The sequence below is a fragment of the Phyllobacterium sp. GQ127 genome, assembly GCF_059758635.1.
Genome location: NZ_JCAXDZ010000001.1, coordinates 62,437 through 86,982, shown reverse-complemented (window position 1 = coordinate 86,982; position 24,546 = coordinate 62,437). Strand labels below are relative to the sequence as shown.

Below are 24,546 nucleotides of genomic sequence, written 5' to 3'. Positions count from 1 at the left end.
GAAACAGCGTTTCAAACGGAGGAACCAGACATGAAACTTTATTCGCGGCCGCTATCCCCCTATTCCTCCATCGTACGCTGCATCGCCTACTACAAGAAGGCTCCAATCAAGGTTGTCGCCCCGCCCCCGGGTTTTCCAATCCCGGAAGAATTCCGGGCAATCTCGCCCTTTAATCGTATTCCGGTTTTGATAACCGGTTCGGGGCTTACAATTGTTGAGGCCTCCGTCATTGCAGAATATCTGGAAGAGCATTTTCCCGAACCATCATTGCTACCTGCCGATTCGCGCGATCGCGCCATCGTGCGCATGACGACACGCATCGCGGAACTCGAAGTTCTGGCGCCAGTCATGGAATTGTTCGAGTTGTTCCACCGGAAGTCCAAAGACGATACCCGTATAACCAAGCTGTTCAAACAGATGGAAATCGGTTTAACCGAACTTGAGAAGTTCTTGAGCGATGGTCCTTATGCACTCGGCAATGAAATGACATTGGCAGATGCCTGGCTGACCCCGACCCGATTCGTCTTCAACAATTTCCGGAAAGTATCGGGCCGGGAAGATCTTCTCAGCGCTTTTCCAAAGTTCGATGCCTATCAGCAACTGATTCTTCAGGATTCGGACCTATCACTGGTCTGGTACGAGATGTCGGATGGCCTCAAAGTTTTCCTGAACGAACTTGAGCCTGCCTGAATCCACGAGAATTAGACCCATATCCTGCCCGTGAGCGGCAGCCGGTACATGACCGGGTACTGGAGAATGAATATGAAGATACCGGGATTCGGCGTTGCCGTAGTTGTCATCCTTGCAGCACTCGCCGGATGCCAGTCCACTAGCAAGCCCGGTCCAGGCGGCTTGGCATTCTCCTCCAGCAAGGCAGCGCTTCCAACAATGGAACGCGTTGCGCTTGCCGCAAACAGCTGCTGGTTTAAATCCGGCGATTCAAGCTTCAAGCCTTATCGTCTTGCTCCCGAGCTTAACTCGTTTTCTGGCCGCCCGCGTATTCTGGTTGTACCCGGCAACAATCCTGGCGGACGCCCTCTGCTGGTGGTTCATGCAGAAGGAAATCCTGCCAAAGTGGAAGCATTTGGTCCGCTGATGAGCAATTCGCTAGGCAATCGTATCGCATCGGATGTTCGCCGCTGGGCCGATGGACAATCGGATTGCAGCGCCAAAGGCTAGCCACGCTATTTCAGCGGATAGACGTTTTCATCGCCCGGGAACTGGCGTGAGCGAACGTCGTCCGCATAGGCCTTGACCGCTTGGTCAATTGCATCACCCACCGCGCCATAGACTTTCACGAAACGCGGTGGCTTCGGGTTATAGCCAAGCATGTCTTCCAATACCAGGATTTGGCCATCGCATTCGCGCGAGCCGCCAATTCCAATCGTAGGAATTGCAATCTCGCGAGAGATTTCGGCAGCAAGCGGCTCAACAACGCCTTCAATAACGACCGAAAATGCTCCGGCTTCAGATACGGCCTGTGCGTCTGCCTTGATAAGCGGCCAAAGCGCGGTATCGCGACCTTGAGTTTTGAACCCGCCAAGAGTGTTGATTGACTGCGGTGTCAGACCGATATGCGCCATGACCGGAATGCCGCGCTGGGTGAGGAAGCGGATGGTCCCAGCCATTTGCACGCCACCCTCAAGCTTCACCGCACCACACCCGGATTCCTGCATGACGCGTGATGCGCTACGAAAAGCAGCTTCAGGGCTTTCCTCATAGGAACCGAACGGCATATCGACAACAACCATTGCCTTTTTCGAGCCGCGCATTACGGCCTTGCCATGCATGATCATCATGTCGAGCGTCACGCCCAGCGTCGAATCCATTGCATATAAAACCATGCCAAGGCTGTCGCCGACGAGAAGGATATCTGCATGTTCATCAGCAATGCGAGCAGTTGTAGCGTGATATGAGGTCAAGGCAACGATGGGTGTCGCACCCTTACGGCTCTTGATTTCCGGCGCAGTTATGCGGCGTGTGATGACTTGCTGGCTCATGATTATCCCCCCAACCCGATTTCAGCCGATAACCTGCTGATCGATTAACCGCACTTTGCCAAAGCGAACGGTTAAAAGCACAACGACGGGCTGCTTAAACTTGCCTGACACAGGATCCAGTGTTTCGGCATCGCGAATATCGACTGATTCAACGATCCCGCGCTTTTCCGTCTCAAGTACAGCGCGAACGGCATTGCGTATTGCCGGCACTGAGCGCTGGCCCTGCGCCACCATCTCTTCTGCTTTTGCAAGCGATTTTGCCAAGACAACCGAGGCCTTGCGATCTTCAGGTCTCAGCATTGCATTGCGGGACGAGCAGGCCAGTCCGTCATGTTCACGCACCGTTGCAACACCTGTAATTTCAATCGGCATATCCAGATCAGCCACCATGCGGCGTATAATGGTCAGCTGCTGATAGTCTTTTTCACCGAAGAAGGCATGATCCGGCTGCACGATGTTGAACAGCTTCGTGACGACTGTCGTTACGCCACGGAAATGTCCCGGGCGGATTTTCCCGATCAGGATTCGCGAGAGCAGCGGATTATCAACAATCGTGTGCGCGCCCGGCCGATAAATTTCAGCAACTTCCGGGGTGAAAACATAATCCACACCTTCCGCTTCAAGCTTGGCGAGATCCCCCTTCATGTCGCGTGGATAGGCAGCGAGATCTTCATTCGGGCCGAACTGGGTGGGATTGACGAAAATGGACACAACCGTAATGTCACAAGCTCGCTTGGCCTCATGAACCAGTGCCATGTGACCGACATGCAGATATCCCATTGTCGGGACCAACCCAACGGATTTTCCCTGCTGGCGTTCAGACTTCAGCGCAGCCCGAAGCTCCGCGGTTGTAGCAATGACTTTCATGTCAGTACAATATCCAGTCCAATATCCAGCGTTGGCGCTGCCATAGTGATTTTTGATGTCGATATGTAATCAACACCGGTTTCCGCAACAGCTTTGATCGTGTCGAAGGCAATATTGCCGGAAGCTTCCAGCTTGGCACGCCCTGCGTTGATTTTCACCGCCTTTTCAAGCAGTTCCGGCCGCATATTATCAAGAAGAATCACATCGGCATTCACGCTGAGCGCTTCCTCGAATTGATCGATGCCGTCTACCTCCACCTCAATTTTTACCAAATGTCCCGCATAGGCCCTCGCCGCGAGAATTGCCTTGGCTACGCTACCAGCGACAGCAATATGATTATCCTTTATCAAAACGGCATCGTCGAGACCAAAACGATGATTTGATCCGCCGCCACATTTCACCGCATATTTAGCAAAGGCACGCATGCCCGGAATGGTTTTTCGCGTGTCGCAAACCTTTGCATTCGTGTGAGCAATGAGATCGGCAAATTTGGCCGTATAGCTGGCAATACCGCTAAGATGCATAAGAAAATTCAACGCGACACGCTCGGCGGAAAGAATAGATCGCGCATTTCCCTCTATCCGCGCAATGTCCTCACCGGGCTTTACACGCGTACCGTCCTTTGTGAGAATTATAAAATTCAACGAAGGATCAATCAGCGCAAAGGCCGTGCGGGCAAAGCCCATGCCGCAAATGGTTCCTGCCTCACGGCTCGACAGAACTGCTCGCGCAGTCGCATCTTCCGGCAAGGTAGCATTGGTGGTGATATCGCCCGCCCTGCCCAAATCTTCGAGCAAAGCAGAACGCACGGCTTCGTCCACCAGCAATTGTGGCAGCGATGGTGGATAGGCGAGCTGCGAGACCATCAGGCGAACTCCATCAATTCATTTACCGTCAATTCGGCATCAGCAAGCGTCAGAAACGTCCTATGCTGCCATTCAGGACGTTTCTCGGGGAAATCGGTACGGAAATGCCCGCCGCGGCTCTCGTGGCGCCTGAGGGCGCTTACGGCGACGAGCTTGGCCGTCGCGAGCACGTTGCGGAAAGCGGCATCCCGATTGGAGCGCTCCAGTTCTACGATGATCCTCAATCCTGCCAGCATGCCGTCTCTGTCGCGGACCACCCCAAAACTCTCGCTCATTGCCTTGCGCAGGATCGTCATCGCTTCCGTATCATTTTCGGCAGTCAGATCGTCGCGATCAACTGACCCCTTAGACCAATCCTGCGACTTCCCATCATTGACTGCACCAATCTTGGCGGCAATGCGTGCAGAAAAGACTACAGCTTCAAGCAGCGAATTGGAGGCAAGCCTATTGGCACCATGCGCACCCGTGGACGTGCACTCGCCACAGGCCCACAGACCATCAATGGATGTTTGCCCATCCGCATCGGTCAAAATTCCGCCCATGAAGTAATGGGCTGCGGGAACAACGGGTATGGGCTCCGTTACCGGATCGATACCGGCGTCGCGGCAATATTTGTAGACGGTGGGAAACTCCTCAGCAAACGAAGCACCAACGGCCTTGGTGCAATCCAGCCAAGCGCCTCGCCCACTCATGACTTCGGCGTAAATTCCCCGCGCGACAACGTCGCGCGGCGCAAGTTCGGCATCTGGATCAATTTTAAGCATGAAGCGCTCGCCATTACGATTGATCAGCGTGGCGCCGTGACCGCGCAAGGCTTCAGTAGCCAAAGGCGCCGGGTCTTTGTTCACATCCAAGGCAGTCGGGTGGAACTGAACGAACTCCATATCGGCCATCATTGCACCGGCGCGGGCAGCCATACCAATGCCCTCACCCCGTGCTTCTGACGGATTGGTTGTCACAGCATAAAGGTGCCCGATCCCGCCCGTGGCAATGACCACTGTTCGCGATTGCAGCTTAACCTGTGCACCCCGACCGGCCTCTGTGCGCGCTATGACCCCTGAAACTGAACCGTGGCTGACCATGAGATCTTCCACGACATAGCCTTCCATCACGCGGATCGAAGGCGTGTTTTCAACGGTCTTGACCAGAGCCTGCATAATAGCGCGCCCTGCCATGTCGCCGCGAACCCGAACGATCCGGCTTTCGGAATGAGCGGCCTCGCGGGAAACCTGAAGCTTCCCTTCCAGATCGCGATCGAACGGCACACCATATCCGAGCAAATCATGAACGCGCGAGGCGGCTTCGCTGGCCATCAGCGAGGCGATGACCTCATCAACGATGCCATCACCTGCCGCAACTGTATCAGCGACGTGCTTATCCTTGGTGTCTCCTTCCGATACGGCAGCGGCGATACCTGCCTGTGCCCAGGCAGAAGATGCCCCCCGCCCAATCGGCGCCGCCGCAAGAATCGTGACTGGCCGGGGTGCCAGCTTCAACGCGCAAAACAAGCCCGCTAGTCCGCCGCCAATGATGATGACGGGATCGGATTGAGTTGACATGGGTGTCGCCTCCGGCGTCAGTTGTTCAGATTGACCATGCGTTCGACAGCAAGCCGCGCACGCGCACCTATCAGCGGATCGACATGAATTTCGTCACGCATGTACACAAGGCTTTCAAGGATATTGGGTAGGGTGATGCGCTTCATATGCGGGCATAGATTGCACGGCTTGATGAACTTCACCTCCGGCACTTCCGACTCGATGTTGGACGCCATTGAGCATTCCGTAACGAGCAGAACTTTGGCTGGACGATTATCCTTGACGTAATCGATCATGCCTTTCGTCGAACCGGTATAATCCGCAATCGCAACGACTGATGGAGGGCATTCCGGATGAGCGATGATCTGAATTTCCGGATCGGCCGCGCGATAGGCCAGAAGCTCGTCCGCCGTGAAGCGCTCATGAACTTCACAGTGGCCTTTCCAGGTCAAAATCTTCACATCAGTCTGGGCAGCAACGTTTTGCGCCAGAAATTCATCGGGAATGCAAAGAACGCGGTCCACGCCAAAGCTTTCGACAACCTGCACTGCATTTGCCGAGGTGCAGCAAATGTCGCTTTCCGCTTTCACCTCAGCCGAGGTGTTCACATAGGTAACAATCGGAACGCCCGGGTAAGTTTCACGCAATAGCCGCACATCAGCACCCGTGATCGACTCCGCCAGCGAACAACCCGCCTTCATGTCGGGGATCAAGACTGTCTTGGAAGGATTGAGCAGTTTCGATGTCTCGGCCATAAAGTGGACGCCGCATTGGATAATGATTTCGGCGTCGACCTTCGTGGCTTCCTTGGCAAGTTGAAGCGAGTCGCCAACAATATCCGCTACGCAATGGAAAATTTCCGGCGTTTGGTAATTATGGGCAAGGATTACTGCATTGCGCTGCTTCTTCAGCCGATTGATTGCAGCCACGTAGGGCGCATAGACCGGCCATTCGATGCGGGGAATGTGATGCGCCACACGGGCATAAAGATGCTCAGTCTCGGCAGCAACCTCAGGCGTGTAAGTAAGGTCCGGCATTTCGAGGATACCAAAGCGGTCCGCTGCGGACTGGCTTACGGAACTGCTTGCTGCAGCTTTGGTGCGGATAGTGTTGGTCATATCCATATTCCTCCTGGACATCCAATCCGGCGTAAGCCTCTCGGCACCGCCACCGATCATTTATACTCAATATGAGCATATTTATGATCAAAAGAAAAACGGCAAGGCCGCTGCGTTCTAGATAGTGGATTATTTTGTCGGCTTCAAGTGCATGATTTTTGAACTTTAGTCGAAAAACCTACGGGCGTATCAGAATATCGTCTCATACGCCGCGCAATCGAACGTTCTAACTGGATGTTTTATAGTAACGATTATTGTAATAGCGTCGGCTTTCCCGCTCACGCTTATATGGGCTGTCGCCACCCACACGCTGCGTGCAATTGGTGAACACAGTTGGGTTCATGTCAGTCGGTCTATCGCACCATACGAGCGGACTTACACTACCCGAATTGGCACAACCTGTGAGGGTGATGGCTCCCAGAACCAATGCTGACAGAGCTAATTTCATTTCATTTTCCTCGGATACTTATAATGTGCAGAACGTTCGGGATTGATACATCATCCCTATTTAGAACCTAATCACATCTGTTCAACTGCTTGGGATCATTATTACGCATCAGGGTTGCAATCGTTTGCGAATGGGTTCGAATTCGGCCGTTGGTTGTCGTTTTAATGGATCAGGCTTGTTTGCTTCGATGGCATCCCAGTATTTCCAGTTTACTTTTCCGGATCCCAGCTCGTAATCCATGCCGTCCCAGCTATCCTCTCGAAAGCTATAAAATGCCCAGTGCAGCTTGTTTGCTTCCAAAGCAGTGAGAACATCATCCAAATAGGATTTGCAGCCCGCAAGGCGTCGCATACAGCCAAACTCTCCAGCAACCAGCCGATTGAGCGGTACCCCTCGCGCCTTTGCCCAATCTACCGGCAGTGCGAGATATTGCGATACTTTTTGTGCGTTCCATTCGACTTTCTCGCCACCAAACGGAACCGTTCCCGGATAAGAATAGGGTTTCTCCCGCTTCATATTGGGTGCGCTCGTTGCTTCATAAGGTTCATACATGTGAAAGCTGTAGAGCACCCTCGTGTCGGCAAGTGCAGACGGCCAGTAACCGAAAGCATCCGCGGCGCCATACCAACCCGCATCCACCATTATAGGCGTAGCAGGATCGACCTTTCTGATTTCTTTTATCAGGAACTCATAGAAGGCTGGCAAATCGCGAGCACTACCCTTTTGTTGATCGTACCAAGCTTGCATCACATTTGCAGGAGCATGCTCACCCACACCGCCCATCTTTTCCGGAGCAGGTTCGTTGATCAGATTATAGGCCGCTATGGATGGCTCGTCTTTCAGCGCCGTAGCGAGTTCCCGCCAAAAACGCGCGGCATCCTGCCACTTCGCTTTGTCCTGCCAGAGACGGTCATCAAACTTTCCATCATTATTCTGCGCCCATCGCATCCAAGGCAAAGACAGTGGCGCAATGACAACCTTCAGCCCGGCCTTATGAGCGCGAGATAATGTTTGTTTCAGATTTGCCAAATCTTCTGGTGGTATCCCCTCGTAATGATCAGCATTTCCAATGAGAACGTCGCGCTGGGCGGGTTTCCACTTGTCATAAGACAGCCGAACCCAGGTCGCCCCATACTTTCGCAAAGCATCGAAATAGGCTTGGTCCGGAGGAAGACGATTAAAGCTATTGCCGCCATGCTGGGGATGATCCCAGAAGCCAATGAGATCGGCAGCTCTCGAATTGCCCGCCAAGCTTAGAAAAAGCAAAATTGCCGCCAGAATACGCATACAAACACCGCCTCCATAATCAAAAGCGTCGATTGCGCGAAGAGTGAGGCTTTATTTTGCCGAATACTCGCAAAACCACCGCCCGGATTAATGGGCGGCTACTCCGATTGCGTTAGAATCAAGCTTTGAGAATGGCTTCAATTTTGTCGAGGACGTCGTCCTTGCCAATGCCCGTGAGGAACGCCAGTGTTGTAATGGCTGGCTTACCCAAGTCTTTTGGCAATTGCGCTGTCGATACGACAAGATCGACATCTGCGACATGACTGGCAACTTCGGTGGTTTTGCATTGCCGCGTTGCGATGCTTATGCCGCGCTTTTTCAATGCGTCTTCAACCGCATGAGCAACAACGGTCGACGTGGCAATGCCGGTGCCGCAAGCAAATAATACAGTCTTAGGCTTGGTCATAGATCCCCCCTGATTCACACATGCAACTTAGCCGAGTAAGCGCGAAACGTCTTCCACGGATTTCGATTGGATCAAAGCTTCAATGGTCTCGGGCGATTGAATTGCACCGGCGATTTCCTGCAGCATTTCCACCTGCTTGTCCTTATCATTGAGGGCCATGAGGAAAACCAGCCTGACGGGCAGCCTCTCATCCGGATCTTCCATATTGGCGAATGCCACAGGTTGGATCAGTGTCGCAAATGCCAAACCAGGCTTCAAAACATGTTCTGGATCTGTGTGCGGAACGGCGACATTGTTCACGCCGCCAAGCGGGAGCCCGGTCGGCAACTGGGATTCCCTGGCCAGCACGGCATCTGCAAAGCTCGGTTTGACATATCCCAGGGCATGAAGTCGCTCGGCCAGAAGGCTGATAACCTCACGGTCGGTTTCGGCCCTGACCCCGAGTATAATTGCCCCGGGGTCAAGATAGTTCATCAAGGCTTGCGCCATTTGGTTACTCCACTCAATGCAGTTCAGTTGGTGTCCGGGATATCGTCTTCCGCTCCAGCGGCCCGTTCCCAGGCAGCTGTGTTGCGGCGGTAAGCCCAGAATGCACCGGCGATAATCAGGGCCAGAACCGCAAGGCCGATTGCACCCAGATTGTTGATCAGCGCCATGACGACATAGGGTATCCAAAGGAACCCATCGACCACGCTTGTGATCTGAACAGCGTTTGCGGGCATTTGGAAACCAGACGACTGTGCCGCTGCTGTAAAGAGCGGTGCCAGCGCATTGGCAACATAGAAGCCTACTGCCAGCGTGAACGTGCCAACAATGACCATGCGGAAGACATTTCCCTTCAACAGCGGGGCTGTCATCGCAACGATAAAGGGAATGACCGCCAGATCGGCAAACAGAATCACGCGGTTACCGGGCAAAATAACGGAAAGGATGATCGCGATCGGCACAAGGATCAGCGACGATGAAATTGCCGCCGGATGTCCGATCAAAATTGCCGAATCGAGGCCAACAAGCAATTCGCGATCGCCCGTCCGCTTACGAACAAACTCCTGCGCTGCATCTGATACAGGGAGCAAGCCCTCCATCAGGATTTTGACCATACGGGGCAAGAGCAGCATCACCGCTGCCAAAGTCATTCCTGTCTGCAAGACCTTTGTGAGAACGACGCCAAAATCACCGGCATTGTAGTACGCGATGATACCGAGCACCAAACCAATGATCAGGCCGAGAATGACCGGCTCACCGAAGACGCCAAAACGCTTTTCGAATGTTTCAGTATTGAGTTCAATCTTGTTGATCCCCGGAATGCGATCCATGATCCAGTTGAGCACAATAGCGATTGGCAATATCTGCGCAGATGCGAGATGCGGCACGGAAATGCCTGGAATGCCATAGAATTTTTGCACGGCCTTTGCCGACCAATCAGCAAATAACAGGCAAAGCGCAACCATGAGCGCAGCTACGATCAACCCATAAACAAGGCTATTCGTGGCCGCGACAGCAAGTGAGCCGATAAAGGCAAAATGCCAGAAATTCCACACATCGACGTTCAGTGTTCGCGTCATGCGGGTCAAAAGCAGGATGATGTTGACGGCAATTGCAATCGGAATCACCCAAAGTCCCACCGACGATCCAAAGGCGATGGCCGCAGCCGATGGCCAGCCCACATCAACGATATCCCGCTGAATACCGGTATTGGTCACGATAGCCTTTGCTACGTCGCCAATGGATGTGAGCATAAGCCCCAATACGAGATTGATACCAATGAAAGCCACACCGATGGTGACCGCAGCGCGAAAAGCTCTGCCAGGCTTGGCGCCCAATATCAAAGCGATAATAAATATCACAATAGGCAACAGGACTGTTGGCCCCATTGCGTCGACCGCAGCCTTGAGGCCGCTCAAGAAACTGTCCATTTATTTCCTCCCCCGCGATCCTCCTCGACCGCTCCCCAATAGAACTTTTGCATTCTATAATGCATTAATGTTCAGCACAGCTGCATTATCAAGTCAATGACTTCATCCGGGCACATGCCTGCCACGCGTCATTTGCTAAGAAAAAGTTGCCGATTTTCAACAAATTTTATTGAAATCAAACGGCTAAATTGTCCGAACAAGGTTTTCGAGAGGAAAAATTGAACATGTCTCCGTGCCGTGCGCCAGCAATTTCCCGTTCTGATCTCTCAAGAATGCTTCGGATGTAGCTAGCGTCCGTCCGCGGTGAATAAGCCGTCCTTCGCAGAACACCATCCCCATGTTGGCACTCAATGGGCGGACCAGATTCACCTTGAATTCTGCGGTCGTATAGGCCTCGCCCGGCTTCAGCGTCGTCATGACGCAGCAAGCCAGGGCAGAATCCATCAATGTTGCGATCCAACCACCATGGACGCCGCCCATCGGATTAAGGTGCTCGATAGAAGGCAGTCCTTTGAACACCACACGATCCTGCGCTACCTCGTGAAGCGTGAAAGATAGTGTCTTGGCGATGTGCGGCGCTGGATATTCACCGCGCAACATTGCCTGCAATATCTCCAGTCCGCTGCGTATGGCCAAGTCGCCAAGCGGAAGCTTTCCCACTCCGGCCGGAAACTCGATAGCGTTCATAATATCACTCCCCATGAGGAACCGGCCTTTCTTCGGCGGACACGACATGTCCTTCGCTGTTTTTCAATGATCTGGCGATAGCATTCAGAAAGCCGTCGCGGGCTTCAGGCGGCTTTTGCGCGCGCGGCTCCCACACATGCCGCATGAAGAAAAAACTGGTCAAACGAAATGCGTCGCTGATCTCTGCCATCGACATGGCCCGAACGCTGGAGTTGACCATGAAAGGCGGCATGACCAGCAGCTTGTCCGCCCATGGCGCACCCGCATCCCGGGATACTGCCCTACCCGACTTGGGTGACACGTAAGTCAGATCGCTGGCAACACCCGTCGCGGCGCAACTTTTCAGATCAAGGCCAAAGCCGAGCTCCTCCAGCATCAGCACTTCGAAACGCAAAAGCAATTCGCCAGCGATCATGGTGTCTTCGCAATGTTCAAGAATGACAGCGAGAATTTCGAAAAGGTTCTGGTGGGGATCACGTTCCGGCAAAAGGCGCAAATGCGAGGCAGCAAGTTGCAACCCATAAAGCGCGACGGGCTGTTCAATCAGGCGTGCAGCTGAAAAGCTGACAGGCTCAACCTGCATCATGCCAAGATGTTCATCCATACGGGCCCGCCAGATGACATCAACGCGGTTTCCGGCCTGCAACAAGGGCTGCATACGGCGTGATCGCCCACCGCGCACGAGGCCAAGATGGCGGCCATGATCACGGGTCATCAGTTCAAGGATAGCGCTGGTTTCCCCGTGCCGCCTCGTTCCGAGGATAATGCCTTCGTCTCGCCATTCCATAGCCGAGACTTGGCGCTATTATTGCGGAAATTCAAGTCCCATTTCACGGTAACGCTCGGGATCATTGCCCCAATTGTCACGAACCTTGACGAAAAGGAACAGATGAACCTTCTGCTCCAGGATTTCCATCAATTCCTTGCGTGCTGCCTGACCAATTGATTTTATCGCCTGGCCTTCATGGCCAAGAACGATCTTCTTCTGGCTATCGCGCTCGACGTAAATGACCTGCTGAATGCGAACTGAACCATCCTTCTTTTCTTCCCAGCTTTCGGTCTCAACTGTTGAAGAATATGGCAGTTCATTATGGAGGCGCAGATAAAGCTTTTCGCGGGTGATTTCAGCAGCAAGCATGCGCATGGGCATATCCGAGATCTGATCTTCCGGATAATACCACGGACCTTCAGGAAGGTTTTCCGCCAGATATTTCAGCAGATCCTTACAGCCATAGCCCTTCAGCGCGGAAATCATGAAAGTCTGATCGAATTTGACCTTTTCATTGGCTTTCTTGGCGAGTTCAAGCAGCATTGGCGCTTCAATACGGTCGACCTTATTGAGGACCAAGATCACCTTGCGCTTTTTATCCCGCAGACTATCGAGGAGAATTTCGGCCTCGTCATCAATGCCCTGTTCAACATCGATAAGAACCAGAATGAGATCGGCGTCCTTTGCACCGCCCCATGCGGTCGTCACCATGGCGCGATCCAAGCGGCGCTTTGGTTTGAAAATACCGGGCGTGTCGACCAGCACCATCTGCGTCTGATCGTGAATAACAATGCCGCGAACCAGCGCCCGCGTCGTCTGCACCTTGTGCGTAACGATTGAAACCTTACTGCCGACAAGCTGATTGACCAGCGTCGACTTGCCGGCATTTGGGGCGCCTATCAGGGCAATGAAGCCCGAGCGTGTCGGAACAGCCTGTTCGGCTTCATTTGCAGGCGTTTGATTTTGTTCAGTCATTTCTTGTGTCTTCCTGCGTCTTCTGACGAACGCCTTCGCGATAAAGCAATGCGATGGCAGCTTCTTGCTCCGCCAAGCGCTTGGAACGGCCTTTGCCTACCGCCGGTTCGAAGCCTTTTACAACCACCTGGATCGTAAATTGTGGATCGTGGTCAGGTCCGGTTCGTTCAACAACGCTGTACAAAGGTTGAGCACCATCTTGCTGATGTGCCCATTCCTGCAATTCAGTTTTAGGATCGCGCTGAGCGGAATTGCTTCCCTTCGAGCGCGCATCCCAATATCGTTCGATGAAAGGTTGCGCCGCTTCGAGGCCGCCGTCCAGATAAATTGTTGCAATCAGCGATTCGACGACGTCTGCACGCAGACTTTTGAGCCGTTTATCCGCCAGCCCTTTTACATCAGAACCCGTCTTGATGAATTCATGCAGGCCGATTTCATCGGCAACAGCGGCGCAGGTATCAGCGTTCACCAGTGAATTCAGCCGCAAAGACAATTCGCCTTCCGCAGCTGTCGGGTAAGCGCGGAACAACAGGTCCGCAATCACCAGACCGAGCACCCGGTCGCCAAGGAATTCAAGCCGTTCATAGTCCGAGCCTGCCGATGACCGTGCACTGGAGTGCGTTAGTGCGCGCTCAAGGCGTCCGAGATCACGAAATATATGTTTCGTTTTTTCTTCCAGCTTATGAACAGCGTCAGTCGAAAGGCTCATCGTCGGATCAATTGTTCTGCACGGAATTTGGTGCCGCATTGACGCTGTGCAACAAGCGGTCGAACCTCAGTTCAGACGGCCAGCGCCACAGTTCCAGCGGGCTTGCCTTGCCGGCGATTGAGAAGAAGATGATGTTCGCACGTCCGATGAAGTTTTCAAGCGGAACATAGCCCACATCAAAACGGCTATCGCTGGAATTGTCGCGATTGTCACCCATCATGAAATAATGTCCCGCAGGTACAACAAATTCGCGCGTATCGTCACCAACTCCATTGGGCGTCAGGTCGAGCGTGTCGTAGGTTATGCCATTGGGCAGAACTTCGCGGTAAACGTCCACCGGACCCTGCGCCTCGGTGATATCCGGATTGTCGATCTGGCCTACCTTTTCGCGAGGTACGGCAACATCATTGATGTAGAGCACGCCGCTGCGCATCTGAATCTTGTCGCCCGGCAGACCGATAACGCGCTTGATGAAATCGAGCGAGGTATCATTTGGTTTGCGGAACACGGCAATGTCGCCGCGCTTGGGATCACCGCTCCATATGCGACCGGAAAACAGATCAGGCGCAAATGGGATCGAATATTTCGAATAACCATAGGAGAATTTCGAAACGAAGAGATAATCGCCTTCCAACAAGGTCGGGCGCATCGAGCCGGAGGGGATGTTGAATGGCTGGAACAGCAATGTCCGGATTACCAGCGCAAGCAGAAGCGCCTGCACGATGACGCTGACCGTCTCGCCAAGACCACCGGAATTTTTCACAACAGCTTTATCGCTCACGCTTCTCATATCTCCAAAACAAAATGTGCCCCCTCTTAACCGCTGAGGGCTCGGGGGGCAATGCTGCCCATTGCCCTTTGAATGCGGCTATTCTTCGATTTTCAACGCCTCAATAATCACGAATGCTTGTGCCAGGGGGAAATCGTCAGTGATCGTCACATGAATGCGCGCAGAAAACCCAGGCGGAATAAGCTTCGCCAGACGATCCGCTGCACCATTGGTCAGTTTCATGGTCGGCGCGCCGCTAGGAAGATTAACGACGCCCATGTCACGCCAGAACACGCCCTGCGCCAGGCCGGTGCCGAGAGCCTTGGCGCAGGCTTCCTTGGCGGCAAAACGTTTTGCGTAAGATGCAGCCCTTTGTTGACGCCGCTCGGATTTCGCTTGTTCAACAGGCGTATACACCCGATCGATGAAGCGTTTGCCATGGCGCTCAAGAGTTTTTTCTATTCGCCTGATATCGATCAAATCGCTTCCGACGCCAACAATCATGTGGTTTCAGTAATCTTTTGCAGTTGAGCAACCGGACGCCTGCTTTGAAAACTCGCAACCGCCCAACGGATGGGAAAATAGGCGAGCGCTGCCGCTGCCAATCCAAGCGGCACTGCTCCAATCAACATCGGTTCAATGAGTGGATGCCACAAAACGCCAAAATCCAGATGGCGCAACATGCCGCCAAGATGCGGCGGCAATGGATCGCCACTCAGGCTACCGGTCATGACGAAACGGCCAACTTCGAGCGTTGCAGCCCAAATGAACGGCAAAATTAAAGGGTTGCCTAGAGTGGTTCCAATAACGGCCGCAGCAATGTTTCCACCGATCAACCAAGCGATCGCAAGGGCTATGGCAATATGAACACCGAGAATAGGGATGAACGCAGCAAATATCCCGCAGGCGAAACCTATCGCGATGGAATGCGGCGTGGCACGCAATCGCAGTACTCGCTTGCCAAAGTAGCGCAAAGACCTGCCGATCGAACGGCGCGGCCATAAAGCGAGACGAAGCCGTTCGCGAAAGCCGGGAACATTGCGCTGCCTGAAGAGCATTTTGGTTTGGTTCCTTTTATCCGACAAGAATCCTCAGTATCCACGTTGGATAGTTGTTCGATCAAATATTGCGGCTACCCGGTTTAACGGGCGGAATTGCGGCAAGTTCCGGTGGAAGCTTGTCAGCAGGATAAGCCGGAACTTCGTACTCCGCCAGCGCAATCAGCGGTACGCCGACATCGCTCTTTCCGGCAGACCTGTCGATAATACAGGCAGCAGCCACCACGTCGGCGCCCAATTCCTGCAGGCAGGCTACGGTTTCGCGAATGGAAAGGCCTGTCGTTACGATATCCTCGACGATAACAACACGGGCACCCTTGGCAATTTCAAAGCGGCGAAGCTTGAACGTTCCGTTCTCACGCTCAACCCAAATTGCGGGAACGCCAAGATGCCGCGACGTTTCATAGGCAGGAATAATACCTCCTATCGCGGGGCCAACGACGTAATCAATGTGACCGAGATCTGCGGTTTTAATCTTTTCAGCAAGCCCGCGACATACGCGTTCAGTCTTATCCGCATGCATGAACACACGCGCCTTTTGCAGAAAGACAGGACTGCGTAGTCCCGACGTCAAGATGAAATGACCCTCCAAAACCGCACCGGCTTCGCGAAAAACGTCCAAAACTTCATTCGTGTTCATGCTTTCCCCGCTAATTCTTGGGCTTCGATGGAATTGCTTATCCGTTGACGCGTTGGGCATCACTGACGCAATTGCTCTCTTTCAGCTTCGACAATATTCGATTGAGGTGTTTCAAATTCCAGACTTCCAGATCAACGATCATCTGGGTAAAATCCGGTGCTGTACGAACCATCGAAAGATTGTGAATATTGGTTTCATTCTCGGCGATAATCTGCGCGATTTCCGCCAATGAACCCGGCGCATTGATCGCCGAAATATTGATGCGTGCCGGAAAGCGGTCGCGGCGGCTCTCATCCACATCCCAGCGCACATCGATCCAGCGCTCTGGCTGGTCGTCATAGGCCATGAGGGCCGAAGACTGGATCGGATAGATCGTCATGCCGGAACCCGGCTGGAGAATGCCCACAATACGGTCACCGGGCACCGCGCCCTCAGGCGAGAAATGCACTGGCATATCATGGCTTGCGCCCCGGATCGGCAGTGCTTGCGGCCCGCCCGGTTCGGCGCCTTCCGGCATTTTGAAGATCATGCCGGAAGTATTGCGGAAGTTGACCCAGCCCTCTTCACGCTCGATTGCGCTCGGCTTTACCTTCGCATCCTGATATTCCGGATAGACCGCCTTCATCACGTCAGAAGAAGGCAATTCGCCACGACCTACTGCCGCCAGCACATCGTCGATTTCCTTGCGGGCCAGACGTGGCAAGCCCTTCTTCAATTCATCGCGTGAATAGACCTTCCCTGCCCGTTCGAAGGCGCGCTCCAAAATCTGCATGCCCAATCCGGAATATTGTTTGCGCACCGCAAGTCGGGTAGCGCGACGGATGGCGGCCCTGGCCTTGCCGGTTACAACAATACCTTCCCATGCGGCGGGCGGGGTTTGTGACTTGGAACGGATGATGTCGACTTCATCGCCATTGTGCAGCACGGTCATGAGCGGCATGATACGGCCATTGACCTTCGCGCCAACACAGCTATCCCCGATATTCGTGTGAACGGCGTAGGCAAAATCAATTGGAGTTGCCCCCCGAGGCAGGGCAATCAAGCGGCCCTTCGGCGTAAAGCAGAATACCTGATCCTGAAACAATTCAAGCTTGGTATGTTCAAGAAACTCTTCCGGATTATCACCTTCCGCCAGAGCTTCGATAGTTTGCCGCAGCCACGCATAGGCATTGGTTTCAGTAGAGATGACGTGCGGATTTTGCGCGCTACCACGATCCTTATAGATCGAGTGCGCTGCAACACCGTACTCGGCGATATCATTCATCTCGCGGGTGCGAATCTGCAATTCAACGCGCTGACGTGAGGGGCCAACAATGGTTGTATGTATCGAACGATAATCGTTCTGCTTTGGCGTTGAGATATAGTCTTTGAAACGTCCCGGAACCATTGACCAGGTTGTATGAATAATGCCCAGCGCATTATAGCAATCGGCCACGGTGTCTACGACTACGCGAAATCCGAAAATATCGGACAATTGCTCGAACGATAGTCCCTTGCTTTCCATTTTGCGGAAAACTGACCAAGCCTTTTTCTGACGGCTTTTAACGCTCGATTTAATACCGTTTTTCTCGAACAGGCTGGAGAGATCCGACTCGATCTGCTGCAGCGTTGCGCGGTTTTTCTCCATCAGCTCGGCAAGGCGGTTGGTGACCGCATTGAAGGCTTCAGGGTTGATGTAGCGGAACGCTAATTGCTCGAGTTCCTCGCGCATATCCTGCATACCCATGCGACCGGCCAGCGGCGCATAAATATCCATTGTCTCTTCAGAAATACGCAGACGCTTGTCTTCAGGCACATGGTGGAGTGTGCGCATATTGTGCAAACGGTCGGCAAGCTTGACCAGAAGAACGCGTACATCGTCTGAGATGGCGAGCAAAAGCTTGCGCAGATTCTCCGCCTGAACAGCTTTTTTGGAAACAAGATCAAGCTTTTTAAGCTTTGTCAGCCCCTCAACGAGCTTCCCGATATCCGGTCCGAATAATGTATCAATCTCTTGGCGGGTCGCCGAAGTGTCTTCAATAGTGTCGTGAAGAAGTGCAATCGCGATGGTCGCCTCGTCCAGATGCATGTCCGTGAGGATAGCGGCGACTTCGAGCGGATGAGAAAAATAGGGATCTCCCGACGCGCGTTTCTGGTGCCCATGTTTCTGCATGGCATAGACATAGGCTTTGTTAAGCAGCGCCTCGTTGACGTCAGGCTTGTAACGCTGGACACGCTCGACAAGCTCATACTGACGCATCATGGACGGGCACCTCACACACGGGAATTCAAATACATACCGAACAGTATGCAACCTATATGGTAATTACATTACCAAGACGCAAAAATAATGCGCCGCAGAAGCTGCGACGCATCAAAAGCCGAAACTGGCTGATTATCGCGCTTTTGCGCGATATTTGATTAGTAATCGTCGCTTTTTTCCGGGGCTACGAGGCCCTCGATGCCAGCCAGCAATTCTTCTTCCGACATTGAGTCGAATGAAACATTGTCTTCGTCAGCAGATGCAGTCTCGGCAACCTGACCTTCAATGGCGGCAACCGGTGCAGATGCAGCAGCTTCCGGCTCGTCAACTTCAACATGCTTCTGCAAGGAATGAATAAGATCTTCCTTGAGGTCGCCTGGAGAAAGTGTCTCATCTGCGATTTCGCGCAGAGCAACAACCGGATTTTTATCGTTGTCGCGATCAATAGTGATCGCAGCGCCTTGCGAAATCAGGCGGGCGCGATGGCTGGCAAGCAGAACCAGTTCAAAGCGGTTCTCTACCTTGTCAACGCAATCTTCAACAGTGACACGGGCCATGGACTGCCCCTTTCATTTTTAAACGAATTAGCGGATTAATGCCGACATAACGCGGTTGCCGCTAAAAAACAAGCAAAAGCGCATCGAAGATTAATTGTGAGAATTTGATACTAAACGGAGTTTGAGCACTTCTGTCTAGTTATGTGTACAAAATTGCAAGCAGGGGTATTGGCTTTTCTGCGAACTCGACGTACTTAATATATTAGACTTTCGTATAAGATCAGATCGGGCTACTTTACAAAACAAGCTCATTTGAAATTGACGCTCAGATTTTCGAAATGGAACCTTATTATGTTTGACCCCAGAGAAAAGATCGTCTTGTTCATTGACGGTGCAAATCTCTACGCAGCCTCCAAGGTACTGGGATTTGATATTGATTACCGCAAGTTGCTCACAGCTTTTCAAAAGCGCGGATACTTACTTCGGGCTTATTATTACACCGCGTTGGTTGAAGATCAAGAATACTCTTCAATTCGCCCATTGATAGACTGGCTAGACTACAACGGCTACAAGGTTGTAACAAAGCCTGCTAAAGAATTTACTGACTCTGCTGGCCGCCGTAAGATCAAGGGTAATATGGACATCGAACTTGCTGTCGATGCTATGCAGCTTACTGATACGGTAGATCACTTTGTTATCTTCTCCGGCGACGGTGATTTCCGCTCTCTTGTTGAAGCGCTACAGCGTAAAGGCCGCAAGGTAAGCGTTGTTTCAACGCTCTCCACACAGCCGCCGATGATCTCTGATGAATTGCGCCGTCAGGCGGATCACTTCATCGACCTGACTTCCTTGCGCAATGAGATTGGCCGCGAAGCTTCTGAGCGTGCGCCACGTCAGCGCGTTGAAGAAGAGCAAGTCGAGTATTAAGCCTTATCAACACAGTCATGAAAATGCCGCATGGAAATCCGTGCGGCATTATGCTTTTTAGCGGTTATGAGTGTTGAACCCTCCCCCGATTGCCCGATTTGCCAGCGTTTACATGACTTTATCGCCGAGTGGCGCATAAAGGAACCGAGCTGGCACAATGCGCCTGTGCCGACATTCTTACCCGTCGGCGGGATTGATTCCGTAAAGCTTCTGATTGTTGGTCTGGCGCCCGGGGTGCGCGGCGCCAACCGCACAGGACGGCCATTTACCGGCGATTATGCCGGCGATTTACTGTATGGCACATTGTCCGAATTTGGCTTCTCCCGTGGGACTTTTGCAGCGCGTCCCGATGATGGGCTCGAACTCGTCAATGCCTCCATCACCAATGCCGTTCGATGCGTGCCGCCGGAAAACAAGCCTGTTGGCGGCGAAATCAGCAATTGCCGCAGGTTTTTGACGCCAACCATAGAACAATTCACCAACCTAAGAGCGATTGTTACACTTGGCACCATTGCGCATCAATCCACGATCCGTGCATTTGGGCAACCCGTGGCCAAGTTCCCTTTCAGCCATGGCGGTCAAAACAACATCGAGAATGTTCGTATTTTTTCGAGCTACCATTGCTCGCGCTACAATACCAATACAGGGCGGCTAACAACCGAAATGTTCAAGAGCGTCTTTGCCGATGTCAGACGCTATCTTGATGATATTGCTGGTTAATTCAGAGCAAAATCAGCCACGATCACGCAGGAGCCGGGACTTTTCACGGTTCCAGTCGCGTTGTTTCTCCGTCTCACGCTTGTCATGCAGCTTTTTGCCGCGGGCGACGGCAAGCTCCAATTTCGCTCTACCCTGATCATTGAAATAGAGCTTTAGGGGAACGATTGTCATCCCTTCGCGATCCACAGATTGGCCGAGCCGCGACATTTCACGCTTGCTAATCAATAGCTTACGATGGCGTCGTGGTTGATGATTGAAGCGGTTCGCCTGCAGATATTCCGGAATGTAGGAGTTGATGAGCCAAAATTCCCCATTCTCAAAGCTAGCATAGCTTTCGGCGATGTTGGACTGGTTGTTGCGAAGGGATTTAACCTCCGTGCCAGCCAGAACAATGCCAGCCTCCAGCGTGTCGAGAATCTCGAAATTGAAGCGCGCTTTACGGTTTTCAGCAATTATTTTGCGAACCGTGATGGGTTTTGAGGCGGATTTTGGCTTATTCATGCAATTTATATGGGATTCCGTACCTTAATTAACCAGCCCTGCATGCCGCATGGCCTGATCGAGACGGGCAGCAGTTGCAGCCTCAATCTGAACCATTGGCGAACGAAGAGCATTTTGCATCTTTCCAAGCTTGGACAGAGCATATTTGGGACCGCTTGGGTTAGGCTCAATAAAGAGAGCCTTGTGCAAAGGCATCAATTTATCCTGTATTTCCAAAGCCTTGGCGTAGTCACCGCTAAGCGTCGCCGCCTGAAATTCAGCGCAAAGGCGCGGCGCAACATTAGAAGTTACAGAGATGCAGCCGACGCCACCATGAGCATTGAAGCCCAAAGCCGTCGCATCTTCACCCGATAGTTGGATAAAATCCTTGCCGCAGGTAATACGCTGCTCAGAAACACGCTCAATCTTGCCAGTGGCATCCTTGACCCCGGCTATATTCTTGAAATCATTGGTCAACTGACCCATGGTTTCTGGCGTCATGTCGATAATGGAACGGCCCGGAATATTATAGATGATGATCGGCAACGATACGGATTCGGCGATTGCCTTGTAGTGAGCATAGAGGCCGCGCTGACTGGGCTTGTTGTAATATGGGGTAACAACCAGAATTGCGTCAGCACCGGCCTTTTCCGAAAACTGAGCCAATTCAATGGCTTCACGTGTATTGTTTGACCCAGCGCCCGCAATAACAGGAACTTTTCCAGCGGCTTCCTCAATGCAGACCTCGACAACACGCTTATGTTCGGCATGGGAAAGCGTGGGAGATTCACCTGTGGTTCCGACTGGAACCAGACCATTGGTGCCCTCGTCTATCTGCCAGGACACGAAGCTGCGAAAGGCTTTTTCGTCAAACGCACCATCATCGAGAAATGGCGTGACGAGTGCGGTGATTGAGCCTTTCAGCATGGGGAAACTCCAGAATAATAAACATTGTCCCCTTTCCGCTACCGGAAAGAAGGTGGCGCACCATAGTCGGACGAGCCTTATGGCACAAGTTCATTTGCGTTATGTAAATGATCAACCTCGCGCAACTATTTTGCACGCGTGGATTGATATTTTTCGGGAAAATTCAGGGTTTTTTCCAGAGTTTTTTGATATTTTTGCGCAGTTATTTTTGAAAAACAGTTCAAGCCCTGTCAAAACACGGATTTGTAGGGGCTTTTGGCCTGTTTCACACTCAAAAACGGATCAAATTAATAGAACGAACGTTCAATTAAATGATCGCTCATATGTAAGCTGACGCTTTTTTGTTTTAATTCCGTTCACTCTTGTGTGAATGAACGCGCGTCTTTCATCAGGCAGCACATGCCAGGCGGGCCATTCTCTACGCCTGTTCAAATGCAAGCTTTGCAGATAACCTTTCGTTAATATCCCCTTCATACGTCCGCCATTATTATCTGATTTACAGGTCTCTGGATCAGGGGCCATGGATCCAACCTTTAAATAACCGGTAGTCTGTATGCTGAGAACTTCTGTTTTGCGTCTCGTTCTTTTCGGCTCCGCCTGCACTCTGGCGGTAACGACGGCTTATGCTCAAAATGCTGTTCCAACCCCGACCTTGCGCCCCTTTGCGCCCAGTCAAACCCGTGCCAATCCGGCCATGCAGGCGATGACGCATCCAGATCCGGTCACCACGTCTGGAATAGCTCAACCTTCAAAGCCATCGGCCATAGCAGGAAGCCTGAAAAGCGGACTTGATGCCATCGCTTCAGGCGATGTGCAGCGCGCTGTCGGCATACGCAATGGATTGCCTGCGCAGGCACTGGACCGCCACATTTTGACATGGGCCATCGGTCTGTCAAATGCACCGGGTCTGCCCTCTTCCGAGATTGCCAATGCTGCTGCCGAGCTTCCGGGTTGGCCGGGTATGGCAACCTTCCGCAATAATTCCGAGCGCGCACTTTATAAGGAAAATCCGGCTCCATCCGTTGTCATCAAGGCTTTCGGCAATACCGCGCCTCAAACTGTCGAAGGCGTGATTATTCTTGCACGCGCCCATGTCGCCAACGGCAATGCCCGTGCGGCTCAAGCCGTGCTTGGGCCATTCTGGCGCAACAAGAAGCTGGATGACAATCAGGAAGCGATGATCTTAAAAGAGTTCTCGCAGGTCATATCGCGCTCGGATCATCTGACACGCATGCTGACCATGCTTTATGAGGGCAAGGTCAAATCGGCCGGACGGGTTGCCAAGCTTGCCAATGCTTCCTCGCTCTATCAGGGCTTTGCTGCTGTGCTGCAAAAGTCTCCCGATGCCGCAAAAAAACTGGCAGCGGTCGATGACTCGTGGAAATCTAATGCGGCCTATATTTTCGCCAAAGCGCAATATTTGCGGCGCGCCGAGAAATATAAGGAAGCGGCAGACGTGATCAACACAGCGCCGCGCGACGCAGCCTCGCTGGTTGATCCCGATGCATGGTGGACCGAGCGCCGCGTCCTCTCGCGTGAGTTGCTGGATATTGGTGATGCCAAGCGCGCCTATCGCGTAGCTGCCATGCATAGCGCTGAAACGCCAACAGCTGCTGCGGACGCTGAGTTTCATGCGGGATGGTATGCGCTGCGCGCGCTGCGCGATCCTAAAACAGCACAGCGCCATTTCGCGCGGATTGCCGAGATCTCCTCGCGGCCAATGTCTGCTTCGCGCGCCTATTATTGGCTGGGCCGTGCAGCCGAAGAAGGAAGCGCAGGCAGCGCACGCGATTATTACGCACGCGCCTCCCGCTATGGCACGACATTCTATGGACAGCTGGCTGCCGCCAAGCTTGGACAAAATGGCCTGCAACTGCCCTACCCCAAGCCGACCGATGCCGACCGCAATCGCTTTGCAGAGCGCGAAGCCGTGCGCGCCATACAACGGCTGGAGCAAACCGGTTATGACAGCAGGGCTGCATTGCTTTACACCAGCCTTGCACAGGAAATCGACAGTCCGGGCGAGCTGGCGCTTCTCGCCGTGATGGCCGAACGCAAGAACAACCATTTTGTCGCCTTGCGTGTAGGCAAGGCCGCTGCGCAACGCGGGATTGATGTTGGTGCGCTTTCGCACCCCATCGGAGCGATCCCCGGCAATGCCAATATCTCCGGTTCGGGCACCGCATTGGCCTATGCCATTGCGCGACAGGAAAGCGAATTCAATCCAGGCGCCGTATCGAGCGCCGGGGCACGCGGGCTATTGCAGCTGTTGCCCGGAACAGCAAAGGGCGTGGCAACCCGCGCCGGGATGAGCTATTCGCAAGCCCGCCTGACCACGGATGCCGCTTATAATGCGACGCTGGGAGCAAAATTTCTTGGCGAGCAAATTGCCAAGTTTGATGGCTCGTATGTGCTTACCTTTGCCGGTTATAATGCAGGTCCCACCCGCGCCAATGAATGGAAAGCCAAATATGGCGATCCCCGTGGCAAATCGGTGGACGAGGTTGTCGATTGGATTGAGCGGATCCCCTATACCGAAACCCGTAACTACGTGCAGCGGGTAATGGAAAACTATCAGGTCTATAAGGCGCGGCTTACTGGCAAGGCGCAAATCGAAAGCGACCTGACAGCGGGTCGTCGCGGCTGAGTTTTGTTGAGCTTGAAGATTGCAAACCCCCTCTCTTGCGATTTCTAGCACTT

General features: G+C 52.9%; 27 protein-coding genes. 5 read left to right on the top strand and 22 right to left on the bottom strand.

Annotated elements, in window-relative coordinates:
* Nucleotides 1–30 precede the first annotated feature (30 nt).
* Entirely contained in the window at nucleotides 31–690 is a 660-nt protein-coding gene (locus AC6CHM_RS00420) for a glutathione S-transferase family protein (RefSeq protein ID WP_498171557.1), read from the top strand.
* A gap of 72 nt (nucleotides 691–762) precedes the next feature.
* Complete coding sequence (locus tag AC6CHM_RS00415; protein ID WP_440806577.1) at nucleotides 763–1,179, top strand: hypothetical protein; 417 nt, start codon at nucleotides 763–765, stop codon at nucleotides 1,177–1,179.
* Between the two features lie 5 nt (nucleotides 1,180–1,184).
* On the opposite strand, the gene panB is transcribed toward AC6CHM_RS00415, so the two are convergent.
* The 20 genes from panB to rpoZ form a co-directional block, all read right to left on the bottom strand.
* Nucleotides 1,185–2,000: a 3-methyl-2-oxobutanoate hydroxymethyltransferase gene (gene panB, locus AC6CHM_RS00410; protein WP_498171556.1), complete on the bottom strand. Its 816-nt coding sequence runs from the start codon at nucleotides 1,998–2,000 to the stop codon at nucleotides 1,185–1,187.
* Between the two features lie 21 nt (nucleotides 2,001–2,021).
* Nucleotides 2,022–2,867, bottom strand: coding sequence for a pantoate--beta-alanine ligase (gene panC, locus AC6CHM_RS00405; RefSeq protein WP_115051842.1), 846 nt, complete (start codon nucleotides 2,865–2,867; stop codon nucleotides 2,022–2,024).
* Entirely contained in the window at nucleotides 2,864–3,733 is an 870-nt protein-coding gene (nadC, locus tag AC6CHM_RS00400; protein ID WP_115051843.1) for a carboxylating nicotinate-nucleotide diphosphorylase, read from the bottom strand. The genes panC and nadC overlap by 4 nt, the downstream gene beginning before the upstream one ends.
* Nucleotides 3,733–5,292 carry an L-aspartate oxidase gene (locus tag AC6CHM_RS00395; RefSeq protein ID WP_336440978.1) on the bottom strand — a complete coding sequence of 520 codons (1,560 nt, stop codon included), beginning with the start codon at nucleotides 5,290–5,292 and terminating at the stop codon, nucleotides 3,733–3,735. The genes nadC and AC6CHM_RS00395 overlap by 1 nt, the downstream gene beginning before the upstream one ends.
* Nucleotides 5,293–5,309: 17 nt before the next feature.
* Nucleotides 5,310–6,389, bottom strand: coding sequence for a quinolinate synthase NadA (nadA, locus tag AC6CHM_RS00390; protein ID WP_115052192.1), 1,080 nt, complete (start codon nucleotides 6,387–6,389; stop codon nucleotides 5,310–5,312).
* 226 nt (nucleotides 6,390–6,615) lie between these two features.
* Complete coding sequence (locus AC6CHM_RS00385) at nucleotides 6,616–6,837, bottom strand: hypothetical protein (RefSeq protein ID WP_162802417.1); 222 nt, start codon at nucleotides 6,835–6,837, stop codon at nucleotides 6,616–6,618.
* A gap of 108 nt (nucleotides 6,838–6,945) precedes the next feature.
* Entirely contained in the window at nucleotides 6,946–8,124 is a 1,179-nt protein-coding gene (locus tag AC6CHM_RS00380) for a glycoside hydrolase family 5 protein (protein WP_337353784.1), read from the bottom strand.
* A 118-nt stretch (nucleotides 8,125–8,242) separates the two neighbouring features.
* Complete coding sequence (locus AC6CHM_RS00375; RefSeq protein ID WP_115051846.1) at nucleotides 8,243–8,530, bottom strand: PTS sugar transporter subunit IIB; 288 nt, start codon at nucleotides 8,528–8,530, stop codon at nucleotides 8,243–8,245.
* A 27-nt stretch (nucleotides 8,531–8,557) separates the two neighbouring features.
* On the bottom strand, nucleotides 8,558–9,019 hold the full coding sequence (locus AC6CHM_RS00370) for a PTS sugar transporter subunit IIA (protein ID WP_307283839.1): 462 nt from the start codon (nucleotides 9,017–9,019) through the stop codon (nucleotides 8,558–8,560).
* 23 nt (nucleotides 9,020–9,042) lie between these two features.
* Nucleotides 9,043–10,446 (bottom strand): PTS galactitol transporter subunit IIC, encoded by a 1,404-nt coding sequence (locus AC6CHM_RS00365; protein WP_115051848.1) that lies wholly within the window; start codon nucleotides 10,444–10,446, stop codon nucleotides 9,043–9,045.
* A gap of 183 nt (nucleotides 10,447–10,629) precedes the next feature.
* Nucleotides 10,630–11,133 carry a PaaI family thioesterase gene (locus AC6CHM_RS00360; protein ID WP_498171549.1) on the bottom strand — a complete coding sequence of 168 codons (504 nt, stop codon included), beginning with the start codon at nucleotides 11,131–11,133 and terminating at the stop codon, nucleotides 10,630–10,632.
* 4 nt (nucleotides 11,134–11,137) lie between these two features.
* Nucleotides 11,138–11,920 carry a DNA repair protein RecO gene (gene recO, locus AC6CHM_RS00355; RefSeq protein WP_115051850.1) on the bottom strand — a complete coding sequence of 261 codons (783 nt, stop codon included), beginning with the start codon at nucleotides 11,918–11,920 and terminating at the stop codon, nucleotides 11,138–11,140.
* An 18-nt stretch (nucleotides 11,921–11,938) separates the two neighbouring features.
* Nucleotides 11,939–12,877 (bottom strand): GTPase Era, encoded by a 939-nt coding sequence (era, locus tag AC6CHM_RS00350; protein ID WP_115051851.1) that lies wholly within the window; start codon nucleotides 12,875–12,877, stop codon nucleotides 11,939–11,941.
* Nucleotides 12,870–13,586: a ribonuclease III gene (gene rnc, locus AC6CHM_RS00345; RefSeq protein ID WP_498171541.1), complete on the bottom strand. Its 717-nt coding sequence runs from the start codon at nucleotides 13,584–13,586 to the stop codon at nucleotides 12,870–12,872. The genes era and rnc overlap by 8 nt, the downstream gene beginning before the upstream one ends.
* A 7-nt stretch (nucleotides 13,587–13,593) precedes the next feature.
* Nucleotides 13,594–14,376: a signal peptidase I gene (lepB, locus tag AC6CHM_RS00340; protein ID WP_115051853.1), complete on the bottom strand. Its 783-nt coding sequence runs from the start codon at nucleotides 14,374–14,376 to the stop codon at nucleotides 13,594–13,596.
* Between the two features lie 78 nt (nucleotides 14,377–14,454).
* The gene (gene acpS / locus AC6CHM_RS00335) at nucleotides 14,455–14,859 is read right to left on the bottom strand and encodes a holo-ACP synthase (RefSeq protein WP_115051854.1); all 405 of its coding nucleotides are present in this window, start codon (nucleotides 14,857–14,859) and stop codon (nucleotides 14,455–14,457) included.
* Nucleotides 14,856–15,413, bottom strand: coding sequence for a DUF2062 domain-containing protein (locus tag AC6CHM_RS00330; RefSeq protein WP_307283822.1), 558 nt, complete (start codon nucleotides 15,411–15,413; stop codon nucleotides 14,856–14,858). The genes acpS and AC6CHM_RS00330 overlap by 4 nt, the downstream gene beginning before the upstream one ends.
* A 61-nt stretch (nucleotides 15,414–15,474) precedes the next feature.
* Entirely contained in the window at nucleotides 15,475–16,053 is a 579-nt protein-coding gene (pyrE, locus tag AC6CHM_RS00325; protein ID WP_115051856.1) for an orotate phosphoribosyltransferase, read from the bottom strand.
* Between the two features lie 37 nt (nucleotides 16,054–16,090).
* Entirely contained in the window at nucleotides 16,091–18,295 is a 2,205-nt protein-coding gene (locus AC6CHM_RS00320; RefSeq protein ID WP_307283817.1) for a RelA/SpoT family protein, read from the bottom strand.
* Between the two features lie 158 nt (nucleotides 18,296–18,453).
* The gene (rpoZ, locus tag AC6CHM_RS00315; RefSeq protein ID WP_115051858.1) at nucleotides 18,454–18,852 is read right to left on the bottom strand and encodes a DNA-directed RNA polymerase subunit omega; all 399 of its coding nucleotides are present in this window, start codon (nucleotides 18,850–18,852) and stop codon (nucleotides 18,454–18,456) included.
* A 291-nt stretch (nucleotides 18,853–19,143) separates the two neighbouring features.
* Here rpoZ and AC6CHM_RS00310 point away from each other — a divergent pair, with 291 nt between their 5' ends.
* Both AC6CHM_RS00310 and AC6CHM_RS00305 read left to right on the top strand, forming a co-directional pair.
* Complete coding sequence (locus tag AC6CHM_RS00310; RefSeq protein ID WP_115051859.1) at nucleotides 19,144–19,719, top strand: LabA-like NYN domain-containing protein; 576 nt, start codon at nucleotides 19,144–19,146, stop codon at nucleotides 19,717–19,719.
* Nucleotides 19,720–19,785: 66 nt separating this feature from the next.
* A complete protein-coding gene (locus AC6CHM_RS00305; protein WP_498172622.1) occupies nucleotides 19,786–20,439 on the top strand; it encodes a uracil-DNA glycosylase in 654 nt (217 codons plus the stop codon).
* A gap of 12 nt (nucleotides 20,440–20,451) precedes the next feature.
* Here the strand turns inward: AC6CHM_RS00305 and smpB are convergent, their stop codons facing one another.
* On the bottom strand, nucleotides 20,452–20,940 hold the full coding sequence (smpB, locus tag AC6CHM_RS00300; protein WP_115051860.1) for an SsrA-binding protein SmpB: 489 nt from the start codon (nucleotides 20,938–20,940) through the stop codon (nucleotides 20,452–20,454).
* A 24-nt stretch (nucleotides 20,941–20,964) separates the two neighbouring features.
* Nucleotides 20,965–21,846: a 4-hydroxy-tetrahydrodipicolinate synthase gene (gene dapA / locus AC6CHM_RS00295; protein WP_115051861.1), complete on the bottom strand. Its 882-nt coding sequence runs from the start codon at nucleotides 21,844–21,846 to the stop codon at nucleotides 20,965–20,967.
* Between the two features lie 553 nt (nucleotides 21,847–22,399).
* Between dapA and AC6CHM_RS00290 the strand changes: the two genes are divergently transcribed.
* Complete coding sequence (locus AC6CHM_RS00290) at nucleotides 22,400–24,493, top strand: lytic transglycosylase domain-containing protein (protein ID WP_354344974.1); 2,094 nt, start codon at nucleotides 22,400–22,402, stop codon at nucleotides 24,491–24,493.
* The last annotated feature ends 53 nt before the right edge of the window (nucleotides 24,494–24,546 follow it).